The sequence below is a fragment of the Flavobacterium panacis genome, from assembly GCF_024649945.1.
GTDB lineage: Bacteria > Bacteroidota > Bacteroidia > Flavobacteriales > Flavobacteriaceae > Flavobacterium > Flavobacterium panacis.
Genome location: NZ_JANKMS010000003.1, coordinates 106988 through 120870, shown reverse-complemented (window position 1 = coordinate 120870; position 13883 = coordinate 106988). Strand labels below are relative to the sequence as shown.

Genomic DNA, 13883 nt, shown 5'->3' with positions numbered 1-13883 from the left:
TAATTTAAAATAATTTTTCAAACTTTATTTTATTCGCTAAAAAGTTTTTCTTTTCCAAAACATAATAATAATTTAATTCATCCTCATTAATCAATGTAGGATGAAATTTTTTATGATAATTAACAACAGATTTATTTTCTTTTCTAACTTCAAATCTCAGCTTGTCAAAATGAAGTTCTTGAAAAACATAATCCTTTAAAATCAGATCAACCTTGATTACATTTATTGGATTATCATAAAAAGGCTTTGAAACAAAACTTCCGATTTCTATACTGTCTTCTTTCTTATTATATATTCTATAAGTCGCAAATTTAATCCCATCTTCATCTACACAGATAAAATAAAACTCCTCTTCAGCCTTTTCACGTTTCTTATATTCTTTAATCCATTCTTTCTGTTTTTCAACATCAGAATTCGTTACACTTATAAATCTAGATTTAGAAATATCGGTTCTTATTTCTATTATAAAATCAGAATCAGCCTCTTCAACCAATCGCAATTTTATATTATATTTAGTTATTGGATTCAATATTTCTGTATTTTAAAAATTCATCATGCTCCCTTAAATAATCTGTTTCGCTATATTGATGCGATGCTAAAACTAAACAAATAGCGCCGCTGGAAAAGTTTATTTCAGAAGCCCAAATTCCTGGCGGGATATGCAATCCTAAATCAGGTCTATTTAATAATACTTGTCTTTTTGTTTTACCGTCATCTAACAAAACCTCAAAACTACCGCTTGCAGCAACTAAAAATTGATGGCACTCTTTATGTGCATGAGCACCTCTAGATTCTCCTCCCGGAATATCATATAGATAAAAAATTCTTTGAACAATAAAAGGAATTTCTTCACTATTATTAATGGCTGTAATATGTCCATTTCTATCTCCCTTCTGATTTAAATGTAATAAATTACATTCAAAAACACTATTCTCACACTGCATTGGCTAACATTTTAAATTCATCAAAATCTCTGATATAATCTTCGTTTGAAAATTTTTCACTTGAAATGTGCAACGCAAGAGAATTGGTAGAAAAATTTTCAATGTGCCTCCAAGTTTTCGCAGGAAGATATAATCCATAATAACTTCTATTTAAAGAAAACTTTTGTAAAGTCCCATCAATATTAGTAATAATGACGTCAAAACTTCCGCTTAAGGCTATAATGATTTCATGCTGAAGACTATAAGCATGCCCGCCCCGAATTTCTCCTCCAGGTACATCATAAGTCCAAAAAACCCTTTTTACTTCAAAAGGAATCTGATCAGGACATTGAAGAAATGTCAAATTTCCACGTGGATCCTGAATTTTAGGAAAATTTATAATTTCTGGTTTCATCTTTTCCTTTAAGCAATATTAGTAACTCCACAAAAATCCAAAACAACTTTTGAGCTATCAATTTTCAAATTTTTAAACTCATTATGAGCAACCAAAAACACAACTATATCACTTTGTTCTAGTGCCTCTTGATGTGAAGTAAGTTTAAATACATTATGACTTTCAATATTAGGCTCGACAATAAAACAAACATCGTCATGAGAATCTTGTAGTATCTTCTGCGCTATATATTTAGCTGGAGACTCTCGTAAATCATCTATATTTGGTTTAAACGCTAAACCCATAATAGCTATTTTAGCTTTTTTACCGTGATTTAGCTGAAACTCTAATTTTGCAGACTTAACTTTTTCAGCACACCAAAAAGATTTGTAATTATTAATTTCCCTTGCTTTTGCAATTATTTGAGATTCTAATGGATATTCTGCAACAATAAAATAAGGATCCACTGCAATACAGTGTCCACCTACACCACATCCAGGCTGCAATATATTTACACGAGGATGTTTGTTAGCTAAGTTAATTAAATCCCATACATTTATATTTGCTTTATCACAAATAAGAGATAATTCATTTGCAAATGCAATTTGAACATCTCTTGATGAATTTTCAGTTAATTTACACATCTCCGCTGTTCTAGCATTGGTAGGATGCAATTCACCTTTAACAAATTTACTATAGAATTCAACTGCTTTCCTAGTAGAAATTTCATTTACACCACCAATCACTCTATCATTATGCACCAATTCGTACATTACATTTCCAGGTAAAACTCGCTCAGGACAATATGCTATATAAATTTTATTTTGTAAATCTGGACGCTCACTATAAATAAGTTCCATCATTTTTTCAGTAGTTCCTATTGGAGAAGTAGATTCAATTATATATAAATCTCCTTCTTTCAACAATGGAATAATTGACTTGGTTGCTGATTTAACAAAAGAGATATCAGGTTCATTCTTAGCTTTAAAGGGCGTTGGAACTACAATTAAATAAGTTTCTGCTTGTACTGCAGTAGTTGCGGCCATCAAAAAACCATCTTTAACCGCTGTTGCAACTGCCAGATCCAAACTTGGCTCTACAATATGTATTTTACCTTTATTAATTGTTTCAACAACATCTGGATTTATATCAACCCCATGAACATTAATTTTATTATTTGCTATTAAAGCCGCAGTAGGCAAACCAATATAACCTAAGCCTATCATGACTACTTTATCCTTATTCATATTTTTTGTTTAAATGAATTATATGTTCTACAATACGCTCACATGCTTTTCCATCTCCATAAGGATTACTTAAAGAACACCTTTCTTTGTAAAGAGTTGGATTGTTTAGCAATTTATTACATTCCTCAATAATTTTATTTGTATCTGTGCCAACCAAAACAACAGTACCAGCTTCGACTGCTTCTGGCCTTTCTGTTGTATCGCGCATTACTAATACCGGTTTACCTAAACTGGGAGCCTCTTCTTGTACTCCTCCACTATCTGTTAATATCAGATATGATTTATTCATAAGCCAAACAAAAGCAGGGTATGAAAGCGGATTTATTAATTTAATATTTGAAAAATTTCCTAATATTTCATTAACAGGTTCTTTCACGTTTGGATTTAAATGAACAGGATAAATAACTTGAACATCATTATTTTTAAGAGCTATTTCTTTAATTGCTTCACAAATATTAATAAATCCTTGCCCATGATTTTCTCTTCTATGTCCAGTAACTAATATTATTTTCTTCGAATCGTCAACCAACTTTTTTAGTTCTTTGATTTCCTCGTTTTCGAATGTCAAAACTCTTTCTTTACTCTCTAAAAGCGCATCAATAACAGTATTCCCAGTTACTAGAATATCTTTTTCTAAAACATTTTCTACTAATAAATTTTCTTTTGATGTAAAAGTTGGTGCAAAATGAACATCGGCAATTCGTCCTGTAATTTGCCTATTAATTTCTTCTGGAAAAGGTGAAAGTTTATTATTTGTTCTTAAACCTGCTTCGACATGACAAACCTTTACTCCTCCATAAAATGACGCAATACTTGCAGCCATTGATGTGGTTGTGTCTCCGTGAACATAAACATAATCTGGTTTAAAATCTTCTAGGATTTGTTTCAATCCTAAAATAATATCTGCAGTAAGAGAATAGAGGTTTTGGTTAGGCTTCATTAAATTTAAATCAAAATCTGGTTTTATATCAAAAAAATCCAAGACTTGATCTAACATTTCTCTATGTTGTGCACTAACACAAATTTTTGTATCAAAATCAGAATTAAATTTCGCAAACTCTTTTATTAAAGGAGCCATTTTTATCGCTTCTGGACGCGTTCCAAAAATTATTAAATTTTTAATTTTCATATTTTAATATGTAGCAAATTTTGAATTAAAAAACAGACATTACGTAATATAATCAATTAATTTTGGTTCAATTCCTTAAAAACCTTTTTACCCAAAAAAAATCCTATTGCAACAAAAATTGATAAAATGCCGCCTATCATAATACCTTTCGCTTTTCCCACACGATCTTTTTTCAGTGGCAAAATTGGTCTGTCAATAATCTGAATTAAAGGCGTTTCTCTTCGTAAAGTAACTTTTGCAAGTTCAGATTGCTTTACCAATTCTGTTAAAATCGCAGTGTTAGCTTGAACATCCACTTGTTTTCTGACTGAAGGTGTTCTACGAACATTCAATGCAGGATTTAAATTAAATGTATTATCATTTGCAACGGCTACTCCAGTTATAGCTCCATTCAATTCAGAACGAACAGAATCAACCTGATGTTCTAGAATCTCCATATTCATACGCGACTTCTTACTTTTTGTTTCTATGTAAAATTCACCAACTTGTTTTGCCAACGCCTCACAAAAATAGGCCGAAAACAATTCATTATTTGAAGATACATCTATTGAAGTAATTGCAACTTTTTTATCTCTTTGCCCAACTGATAAGGACTTTTTAGATAAATCCTCATAAATTGCCCCTAATATACTATCTTGAACTCTAGTATAATTAATCCTTTTATCATTTGGAAGAAATTGTATACCTTTATATTTAGGCTTATCAGCCCATTTTTCTCTCCAGTCATTGTTTTGAATGTACATTTCTGCTAAAGAGATTTTTTTATTACCAACAGTAACGGGAGTTAACAATGTCTTTTCCACCATTTTACGGGACTTAAAGAGTTCCGATAAATTTGAACCCGAAAATATAGTTCCTCCACCACCTCCTACATCAATACCAAGTGTACTAGCTAATCCGAGAGCTCCTCCTAAACCACCACCTTGTTTTTCATCCTCCAATGCAAATGTTAATGTTGCAATATAAACTGGTTTCTTGAATATAGAATAAGCTAGCCCCAATCCTGCACCAAATAATCCTACTAAAACAATAATTCTCCATTGCGAGATTAAATATTCAGTCCAAACCTTCGTTTTTTGAATCAATTCCGTTAGTGAAATTTCACCCTTTCCTTTTAATTCTTTTTCCATTAAAATAATACTATTTAAAGGCTGTTACAATTAACAATGCTAAACTAGAAACAACACTACCAATTCCAACCCATTCTCCAGTACTCATTTTCTTTCTTTCTGGTTTTTCTGGAACCACAATTTGTGAATCTGGTTCTACCTTTGGATATGACCTAAAAAACAAAAATGAAGTTGTCACATCTGCCTTTCCATTTGGATAAATAATATATGCTTTTCTTTTCCATCCCTTATTATCTACACCACCTACTGCATCTACATAATATTTAAATCCTTTGCCTCTTCTATACGGAATTTCAGATGTTAACAAGACGTTTCCGGTTACTTTAACACCTTCATTATATACAGCCACTTCAATTTCATCTCCTGGAAATAATGTAACATTTGAAAAGTGATTTTTATCTTTTACAATTTTTTCCCAGTTTACAGGGATTGTAGCAAACTTTAGATCTTCTTTCAATTTCTTAGCTAATTTCCCCTTTAAAGTGTCGTTTTTATCTAAATTTAAATCTATTCTTTCTAATGTTTCGATTTGCTCTGCTTTTATTGGTCTCTTAATTTTCATCCCGTCAAGATTCGCTATTGATGTTAAACCACCTGCTCTCATCACAACATTATAAACAGTTTCCTTTTTGTTAGCTAAAACATATTTACCTGGATATCCAACAGCTCCTTTTACAGTTACCGTTTGAGGTTTTTCGTAAACTGCCATTCTACGAATATTAATTACATCAAAAGGTTTCAAAACAAAATTTTTAATTTGTTCATTATTATCTGCTGTAATTTCTAATTCAACTAATTCAATTCGTTTTGGATCTGCATCATCTATAGCATCAGATTTTACCATTCTTGCTATTTCAACTCTTTTAGATGCTGAACCGGTCAAACCTCCAACTTGAACAACTAAATCATTTAAAGTTAAATTTTCAAAATATTCGTATTCTCCTGGATTCTTCACCTCTCCATCAATTGTAACTTTATATTCCTCTCTGAAATCTAAAATAGAATATACAGTAACAATATCTTCGCGCTTCAATTCTATATCTGCATTTAAATCTCCTGACAAAGCTTTACCCAAATCTACATTTACAATTTCGGTTGTTAAATCTGTTTTTAAACGAATAATTCTTGCTCTTTTACTGTAAGCGTCTTCCTTTAGTCCTTCCGCTCTTGTAATAAGATCTGAGATTCTCATTCCTTCAGTAAAAGAGTAATAATCGGGTCTAAAAACAGCTCCTTCAATCTTAATGCGGTTTTCAAAACGATTTAAAATTCTTGTTATTTTAAAAACATCACCCGACTGTGGCTGATAAGCATTATATTCACTTTCGTTTACATCATGCACTTTAAATTCTTTTCCTGTTTTTTGCACTACGTTTACAGAGGCAGTGTAAGCAAATTCATTGAAACCTGAAGCAAAGCTTAATAAATCAGAGAATTTCTCCCCTTTTTTCATTTCAAAAATACCAGGACGCTTCACCTCTCCTTCTACTGTTACTCTTTGCGTGTAAGCAGGAATTCGAATTACATCATTTTCTTTTAGACTAACATTATCAGATTGATCTCCTTTTACTAAAAATCGGTAAATATCAATGTTTTTGAAAACCTTATTGTTTCTAATCAATTCAATATTTCTATAACTTCCGTTTTTCCCCGGTCCTCCAGCTAAATGCAAAGCATTATAAACTGTAGCTAATGAAGAAATAGAGTAATTCCCTGGCTGTTTCCCTCCAACTACGGTAATCTTAATGGTTCTTATTTTACCTAAACTAATGCTTACTTGTGATTGACCAGATCTAACTGTACTATAAACTCTAGCTATTGCAGCTTTTATTTTTTGTGTTGCCGCTTCTATCGTCATTCCAGAAACAGCAATCTCGCCAACATACTCAATAGAAATCTTTCCTTCAACACTCACTGATAGATTTCCATTATATTCTTGCACACCATACACTGTTACTTGAACTTCGTCACCAGGTCCTAGTATATAATTCATCGGAGTAGCCATTTTTAGATCTGGCTCAAAATTAAGCGTTGGATTATCAAAAAGTTCAGACCCAAAAATAAGGGCATTTGCCGAATCTTTTACTTTCAAATTTTTAATACTTTCCTGCGTTCTTCCAGAATTAGTGTTCTTTTCTAAAGACTTTTCAGTATTTTTTTTTGTGTCCGAATTTTTCCTTTGATAGTCATTAATCTTAACTTTTAATTTATTAAAATTTGACTGACTCATACCTTTTGCTAATGCCATTGGTTCAACTTGATCAATGGTTGCATTATTGCTTTTTAATTGTGCACTAATTTTTGCCAAATCATCATCAGATAAGTAATCAACATTAACTGTACTTAAGTCTTTAGACTTCATTATGTCCTGTGCATTAACACTTAAAGACATGGTAAGTGCAAAAAACAAGAAAAGAACGTATGCTATTTTTTTCATGTATTATGAATATTGTTTTTGATAGTATTCTTTATAGACTCCAGAAGTCACATTTTCTAACCACTCTTTATTATCCAAATACCAATTAATGGTTTTTTCTAATCCTTCTTCAAAAGTCACTGTGGGTTTCCAGCCTAATTCTTTATTAATTTTAGAAGCATCAATTGCGTAACGTAAATCATGCCCTGGTCTATCTTTTACATATGTAATTAAATTTTGAGAATCACCTTTTAATCTTCCCAATTTTTCATCCATAATACTACACAAAAGTTTTACCAAATCGATGTTCTTCCATTCGTTAAAACCCCCAATATTATAAGTTTCATGATTTTTCCCTTGATGGAAAACTAAATCAATTGCAATCGCATGATCTTCTACAAATAACCAATCTCTTGTATAATTTCCATCTCCATAAACTGGCAGAGGCTTATTGTTAATAATGTTATTTATAAAAAGTGGAATTAATTTTTCTGGAAAATGATAGGAGCCGTAATTGTTTGAGCAGTTTGTCAAAACATAAGGCAATCCATAAGTTTCTCCATAAGCGCGGACAAAATGATCCGAACTTGCTTTAGAAGCTGAATAAGGAGAATTTGGATCATATGGAGTAGTTTCTGTAAATAAACCTTCTGATCCTAAAGAACCATAAACTTCGTCGGTACTAATATGATAGAATCGTTTACCTTCAAAATTACCTTTCCACTGATTCTTAGCGGCATTCAGTAAATTCATCGTTCCTATCACATTTGTTTTTACAAAAGCTAAAGGATCTTCAATAGAACGATCAACATGAGATTCAGCAGCCAGATGTAAAACTCCATCAAAATCATATTTTTCAAAAAGTTCATTTATAAATTTCTCTTCTACAATATCACCTTTAACAAAAGTGTAGTTCGATTTGTCCTCAATATCTTTAATATTTTCCAAATTCCCCGCATATGTTAAAGCATCTAAATTAAAAATTTGATATTCCGGATATTTATTTACAAAACGCCTTACGACGTGAGAACCAATAAAACCTGCACCACCAGTAATAAGTATTTTTTTCATTTTAAATTTATATTAATTTAATAAATCTGAGTTTTGTTTCTCTAACTCGTTATATATATCTTTCACATCTTGTGAATTTTCCTTCTGCAAGATTAAATTAGCTGTGTCTGTATGAACAAAGATGGTATTTCTCAATCCTAAAAATGTGGTATGACTTTCACATCCTATAACCATATTCCCATTTGAATCTATTGGATGCCCCTTTGACACAAGGTATTCGTAAACTGATTCGAAAGAACCAAGGTCTGACCAAGAAAAAGACGCAGGAACTACTTTAATTTTTTTACTTCTTTCCATTACAGCATAATCTATACTAATTGAAGGAATTTCTAAAGAAGAATTTAAATCTAAAAACCCTTTTTTTGCCGAATCCCAAACCAATTTTGATTTTTCATATACCTCTGGTTGAAATTGTTTTAACTCATCCAAAAGAACTCCTGCCTTAAAACAAAACATACCGCTATTCCACAGAAAATTGCCTCTTGAAATAAAATCTTTCGCAGTAGTTTCATTTGGTTTTTCACGGAATGATAATACTTTATCTCCTTTAGATTCAATATAACCATAACCTGTTTCAGGTTTTGTTGGAATAATTCCAAACGTAACAATATAACCTTCTTTTGCTTTTGAAATTGCCTGTTGAATTGCATTATTATAATCCTCCATTTTATCAATAATATGATCCGAAGGAGTCACAATTAATACATCTTCAGGATTTGAAGCAAATGCAGCAAATGCAATAGCTGCAGCAGTATTTCTAGGCGTCGCTTCTACAATATTAATATAAGAAGTATTGGTTTTATCCATTACCTTACCACTCAAATGATGATTATCAACATTTCCAACAACCATCACTTTATCTGCTAAATAACTGTTACGCTCCACAGTCATTTCAAATAAAGATTTATTATCAAAAATTTCTAAATATTGTTTTGGCTGACTTTTTCTCGAAAGAGGCCATAATCTGCTTCCAACTCCCCCAGTCAAAATTACATGTATAATTGAATCTTTTTTTTCCATCTTTTTCTAAATAAAAAAGGACCTTTAGCAACTATAACCTGTTGTCGGCAATAGTTCCCAAAACTCCTTTTACATCGTATAATAAACTATTTGTTTTTTGTAACTCCGTAAAGTCTAATTCTAGAAATTCTGCATGAGAAACTCCTAAAACTATCGCATCAAATTTATTATTTGGAACAGAAGTAGTTGTTACTAAATTATATTCTTTTTTTACATCATTAGCATTAGCAAGAGGATCGAAAATCACAACAGAAATCCCATAGTCTTTTAGTGATCGTACAACATCGACAATTTTGGTATTTCTTACATCAGGGCAGTTCTCCTTAAAAGTGATTCCAAGCATTAACAATTCTGCTCCATTAACAGAAATATCTTTTTTAATCATTAACTTCACTACTTGCGAAGCCACATATTCTCCCATACTGTCATTCAAACGTCTTCCTGCTAAAATTATTTCAGGATGATATCCAAATTCTTGTGCTCTTTGTGCTAAATAGTAAGGATCTACACCAATACAATGACCTCCAACAAGACCTGGTTTGAAAGGTAAAAAGTTCCATTTTGTAGCCGCAGCTGTTAATACTTCTTGAGTATCAATATTCATTAAGTTGAATATTTTTGCTAATTCATTTACAAAAGCAATATTGATATCTCGTTGTGAATTCTCAATAACTTTTGCTGCTTCAGCAACTTTTATTGTAGGTGCTAAATGTGTTCCTGCAGTAATTACCGATTTATAGAGTTCATCTACTTTTAATCCAACTTCAGGAGTTGAACCAGACGTAACTTTTAATATCTTTTCAACTGTATGTTCTTTGTCACCAGGATTTATCCTTTCTGGGGAATATCCTGCAAAAAAGTCTTCATTAAATCTAAGACCTGAAATTTTTTCTAAAACCGGCACACATTGTTCTTCTGTTACCCCAGGATATACAGTAGATTCGTAAACTACGATATCTCCTTTTTTTAACACTTTACCAACAGTCTCACTTGATTTATATAAAGGTGTTAAATCTGGCCTATTATTTTTATCAACTGGTGTTGGAACAGTAACTATATAGAAATTACAATTTTCAATATCATTTATAGAAGTGGTGCAGTACAAACCTTTTTCTTCTTCAGAACTTGTTACTAAAACATTTTGTAAAACATCGTCTTCAACTTCCAAAGTTGTATCAGTTCCAGATTTCAAAGAATTAACTCTTGATTCGTTAATATCAAATCCAACGACTGAATATTTTGTAGCAAATAAGCGAGCTAAAGGCAAACCAACATAGCCTAATCCAATAACTGCAATTTTAACATTTTTTTTAAATTCCATTTTTCATTCTATTTAGGTAATAAAAATTCACGGCTTCGCCGTTCCAAGTCACAAAATCTTTGACTCAGGTACCTAAATTAATCATTTTCGGCAAATATAGCATAATAAGTCTAGTTATTCAATACGGTTTCCCGTAATACTTGAAAACAAATTGTTAACAAAAACACACTCTTACACAACACCTTATTAATCAGGATGTAAATAAATACTTTATAAAAAAAACAGAAGAAAAAAATCTAAAAAAAGATATTTTCTTCTGTTTTTTTTATTTGATAACGGCATTATTTGTATTTTATTTTTAAAACACAGCCTAAAGTTTCTAAAACTAAAATATAATAATTACCTGAAACTTCTTGCACAATTGCATTCTGATTAATGAATGCGCCAGAATCTAATTTTATTTTATCTCCCACCTGAATTGAAGAAACTGTGACATCATAAAGATTAGGATCTTTTAAACTCTTTTTTATAACTTCAATTTCTTCATCTTTTACAAGAGCTGGCTTACCTAACCAAAACAAATATCTTACTACTCCTGCAACTTGAAAAACTGAATTCCTTTCAGAATCTTTTAATTGAACAAATACGTAGGAATTAAAAAGCGGCACTTCAATCTTCTTCTTCCTATCCGACCATTGTTTAACCTGAGTAATCAATGGGCAATAACATTCGATCCCTAGTTGTTTGAGCTTATCGGCAACTTTCTTTTCCCACTTCGGTTTTGTGTAAACTACATACCAATTCATTATTCTATTTATAAGGAAGTAAAACTAGATTACTACTTCACATTCATTTTCACATTATTTCACTTCAATACGAAACAAAATTTAAGAACCTATACCATTGTAAACAAAACCAATCGCTTCTAATTCTTTAGCATTCAAAATATTTCTTCCATCAAAAACAAAAGCTGGTTTGTGCATTGAATTATAAATTTTCCGCCAATCATAAGTCGTAAATTCATCCCATTCTGTCAAAACTGCTATAGCATGAGCTCCTTTGCAAGCATCATATGCATTATCAAAAACATTCAATGAATCAATATTTTCCTGACTTGTTCTTGTTTCTAAGTAATCTAAATCATTCAACATCTTATTCTTAGAAACCTTTGGATCAAAAACCGATATTTTAGCCTGTTCATTTATTAAATCATCGGCCACATAAATTGCTGCGGACTCCCTTGTATCATTTGTATCCTTTTTAAAAGCCCATCCCAAAAAAGCAATTTTCTTATCAGCTACAGTATTATACAATGTCTGAACAATTTTATTCGAAAACCTTCTTTTTTGATGATCATTCATAATAATAACTTGTTCCCAATAATCTGCAACTTCATTTAATCCATATGACTTTGCAATATATACTAAATTTAGAATATCTTTTTGAAAACAAGATCCTCCAAAACCAACTGATGCTTTTAGAAATTTAGGCCCAATTCTACTATCCATTCCAATTGCCTTGGCTACCTCGCTTACGTTTGCTCCAGTTTTTTCACACAACTCAGACATTGCATTAATAGACGAAATACGTTGTGCCAAAAATGCATTTGCTGTCAGTTTAGATAATTCTGAAGACCAAACATTTGTAGTTAAAATTCTCTCTTTACTCACCCAATTAGCATAAACATCAACTAAGGCGTTAATAGCTTCTTCTCCTTCTGAAGTTGTATCTCCTCCTATTAAAATTCTATCCGGGTTTAATAAATCAGTAACAGCTGTTCCTTCTGCCAAAAATTCAGGATTTGACAAAATTTGAAACTGAGCACCATTTCCAGTATTATCTAATATACTTTTTATAGCCTCGGCTGTTCTAACTGGCAAAGTTGATTTTTCAACTACAATTTTATTTTGCTTGGCAACTCTTGCAATTTGTCGAGCACATAACTCAATATATTTTAAATCGGCTGCCATCCCTTTTCCTTTTCCATAAGTTTTGGTAGGAGTATTAACCGAAATAAAAATCATTTGTGCATCATCTATAGCTTTATCAACATCCGTTGAAAAAAATAAATTTCTACCTCGGGCTTCTGCAACAATTTGTGAAAGTCCAGGTTCGTAGATTGGAATATTTTCCGGATTTGGATCATTCCAATCAGCAATTCTTTGTTCATTTAAATCGACAACAGTAACTTGAATATCTGGGCATTTTTGAGCAATAACTGCCATTGTTGGACCTCCAACATAACCTGCACCTATGCAGCAAATTTTTGTAATTTTCATTGACCTTTTATTATCTTGATCTTATTATTTTAAATTATTCCAATACCATCCAACAGCTTCTTTCAATCCTTGTTGTAAAGAATATTTCGGATCGTATCCTAGTACTTTTTTAGCTTTTTCAATACTTGCTAATGAATGTGGAATATCTCCTGCTCTATTTTCTCCATATATTACAGAAACATCTTTTATTTTTGAATCAAATTCAGACAAATATTCCTTTAAATATTTCACCAAATCATTTAATGTATTCCTATCTCCAAATGCAGTATTATAAACCGAATTAATAGCTTCAGGGTTTTCGCTAGTCATTGCTAATTCATTCATCTGAATTACATTGTCTATATATGTAAAATCACGTGAGTAATTTCCGTCTCCATTAATTACTGGACTCTCATAATTCATAAATTGCTTTACAAATTTTGGTATTACTGCAGCATAAGCTCCATCAGGATCTTGTTTTCTTCCAAAAACATTAAAATACCTTAGCCCAATTGCTTCCAATCCATATGCTTTACTAAAAATTTCGGCATATAGCTCGTTTACATATTTAGTAATTGCATAAGGCGACAACGGTTTACCGATTACTTCTTCTACTTTTGGCAATCCTTGAGAATCTCCATAAGTTGATGAACTAGCTGCGTAAACAAAACGTTTTACTTTTGCATCACGAGCTGCCGTGAGCATGTTTAAAAAACCGGAAACATTGACATCGTTTGTAGTGATCGGATCTTTTATCGATCTCGGAACAGAACCTAAAGCCGCCTGATGCAAAACATAATCTGCATCTTTTACTGCCAAAACACAATCTTCAAAGTTCCGAATATCTCCTTCAATTAATTTAAAATTAGGATTGCTCAAGAAATCTTTCAAATTATGACGATGTCCAGTCGAAAAATTATCTAAACAAACTACTTTGTAACCTTGTTCTAAAAAATACTCCGTTAGATTTGAACCTATAAAGCCAGCTCCTCCTGTAATTAAAATTGTATATTTTATTGAATTTTCCATTTGTA

The 13883-nt window shown here is 31.6% G+C and carries 13 protein-coding genes; all 13 read right to left on the bottom strand.

What is annotated here, in order from left to right; genetic code table 11:
- Positions 1-4: 4 nt before the first annotated feature.
- The 13 genes from NQQ59_RS08600 to NQQ59_RS08540 all read right to left on the bottom strand — a co-directional run bounded on the left by NQQ59_RS08600 (position 5) and on the right by NQQ59_RS08540 (position 13878).
- Entirely contained in the window at positions 5-529 is a 525-nt protein-coding gene (locus NQQ59_RS08600) for a GNAT family N-acetyltransferase (RefSeq protein WP_186296618.1), read from the bottom strand.
- On the bottom strand, positions 513-944 hold the full coding sequence (locus NQQ59_RS08595; protein WP_144217650.1) for a sugar 3,4-ketoisomerase: 432 nt from the start codon (positions 942-944) through the stop codon (positions 513-515). Before NQQ59_RS08595 ends, NQQ59_RS08600 begins: the two co-directional genes overlap by 17 nt.
- The gene (locus tag NQQ59_RS08590) at positions 934-1338 is read right to left on the bottom strand and encodes a sugar 3,4-ketoisomerase (RefSeq protein ID WP_144217648.1); all 405 of its coding nucleotides are present in this window, start codon (positions 1336-1338) and stop codon (positions 934-936) included. The genes NQQ59_RS08595 and NQQ59_RS08590 overlap by 11 nt, the downstream gene beginning before the upstream one ends.
- Positions 1339-1346: 8 nt before the next feature.
- Entirely contained in the window at positions 1347-2564 is a 1218-nt protein-coding gene (wecC, locus tag NQQ59_RS08585; protein WP_144217646.1) for a UDP-N-acetyl-D-mannosamine dehydrogenase, read from the bottom strand.
- Complete coding sequence (wecB, locus tag NQQ59_RS08580; RefSeq protein WP_144217644.1) at positions 2557-3693, bottom strand: non-hydrolyzing UDP-N-acetylglucosamine 2-epimerase; 1137 nt, start codon at positions 3691-3693, stop codon at positions 2557-2559. Before wecB ends, wecC begins: the two co-directional genes overlap by 8 nt.
- Before the next feature lie 56 nt (positions 3694-3749).
- Positions 3750-4823, bottom strand: a complete 1074-nt coding sequence (locus NQQ59_RS08575; RefSeq protein WP_144217642.1) for a Wzz/FepE/Etk N-terminal domain-containing protein — start codon at positions 4821-4823, stop codon at positions 3750-3752.
- Positions 4824-4833: 10 nt separating this feature from the next.
- Positions 4834-7260, bottom strand: a complete 2427-nt coding sequence (locus NQQ59_RS08570) for an SLBB domain-containing protein (RefSeq protein ID WP_144217640.1) — start codon at positions 7258-7260, stop codon at positions 4834-4836.
- A 3-nt stretch (positions 7261-7263) separates the two neighbouring features.
- Positions 7264-8310, bottom strand: a complete 1047-nt coding sequence (gene rfbB / locus NQQ59_RS08565) for a dTDP-glucose 4,6-dehydratase (RefSeq protein ID WP_144217637.1) — start codon at positions 8308-8310, stop codon at positions 7264-7266.
- Between the two features lie 12 nt (positions 8311-8322).
- Positions 8323-9330, bottom strand: coding sequence for a mannose-1-phosphate guanylyltransferase (locus tag NQQ59_RS08560; RefSeq protein WP_144217635.1), 1008 nt, complete (start codon positions 9328-9330; stop codon positions 8323-8325).
- 31 nt (positions 9331-9361) lie between these two features.
- On the bottom strand, positions 9362-10651 hold the full coding sequence (locus NQQ59_RS08555; RefSeq protein WP_144217632.1) for a nucleotide sugar dehydrogenase: 1290 nt from the start codon (positions 10649-10651) through the stop codon (positions 9362-9364).
- 281 nt (positions 10652-10932) lie between these two features.
- Positions 10933-11397, bottom strand: coding sequence for a UpxY family transcription antiterminator (locus NQQ59_RS08550; RefSeq protein WP_144217630.1), 465 nt, complete (start codon positions 11395-11397; stop codon positions 10933-10935).
- 81 nt (positions 11398-11478) lie between these two features.
- Entirely contained in the window at positions 11479-12870 is a 1392-nt protein-coding gene (locus NQQ59_RS08545; protein ID WP_144217627.1) for a UDP-glucose 6-dehydrogenase, read from the bottom strand.
- Between the two features lie 24 nt (positions 12871-12894).
- The gene (locus NQQ59_RS08540) at positions 12895-13878 is read right to left on the bottom strand and encodes an SDR family oxidoreductase (protein WP_144217625.1); all 984 of its coding nucleotides are present in this window, start codon (positions 13876-13878) and stop codon (positions 12895-12897) included.
- Between the last annotated feature and the right edge of the window lie 5 nt (positions 13879-13883).

Coding starts and splice junctions, on each gene's coding strand:
- NQQ59_RS08570 (WP_144217640.1), bottom strand. CDS start 7,260: ATGAAAAAAATAGCATACGTTCTTTTCTTGTTTTTTGCACTTACCATG.
- NQQ59_RS08560 (WP_144217635.1), bottom strand. CDS start 9,330: ATGGAAAAAAAAGATTCAATTATACATGTAATTTTGACTGGGGGAGTT.
- NQQ59_RS08550 (WP_144217630.1), bottom strand. CDS start 11,397: ATGAATTGGTATGTAGTTTACACAAAACCGAAGTGGGAAAAGAAAGTT.
- wecB (WP_144217644.1), bottom strand. CDS start 3,693: ATGAAAATTAAAAATTTAATAATTTTTGGAACGCGTCCAGAAGCGATA.
- NQQ59_RS08545 (WP_144217627.1), bottom strand. CDS start 12,870: ATGAAAATTACAAAAATTTGCTGCATAGGTGCAGGTTATGTTGGAGGT.
- NQQ59_RS08595 (WP_144217650.1), bottom strand. CDS start 944: ATGCAGTGTGAGAATAGTGTTTTTGAATGTAATTTATTACATTTAAAT.
- NQQ59_RS08540 (WP_144217625.1), bottom strand. CDS start 13,878: ATGGAAAATTCAATAAAATATACAATTTTAATTACAGGAGGAGCTGGC.
- NQQ59_RS08575 (WP_144217642.1), bottom strand. CDS start 4,823: ATGGAAAAAGAATTAAAAGGAAAGGGTGAAATTTCACTAACGGAATTG.
- wecC (WP_144217646.1), bottom strand. CDS start 2,564: ATGAATAAGGATAAAGTAGTCATGATAGGCTTAGGTTATATTGGTTTG.
- NQQ59_RS08590 (WP_144217648.1), bottom strand. CDS start 1,338: ATGAAACCAGAAATTATAAATTTTCCTAAAATTCAGGATCCACGTGGA.
- rfbB (WP_144217637.1), bottom strand. CDS start 8,310: ATGAAAAAAATACTTATTACTGGTGGTGCAGGTTTTATTGGTTCTCAC.
- NQQ59_RS08555 (WP_144217632.1), bottom strand. CDS start 10,651: ATGGAATTTAAAAAAAATGTTAAAATTGCAGTTATTGGATTAGGCTAT.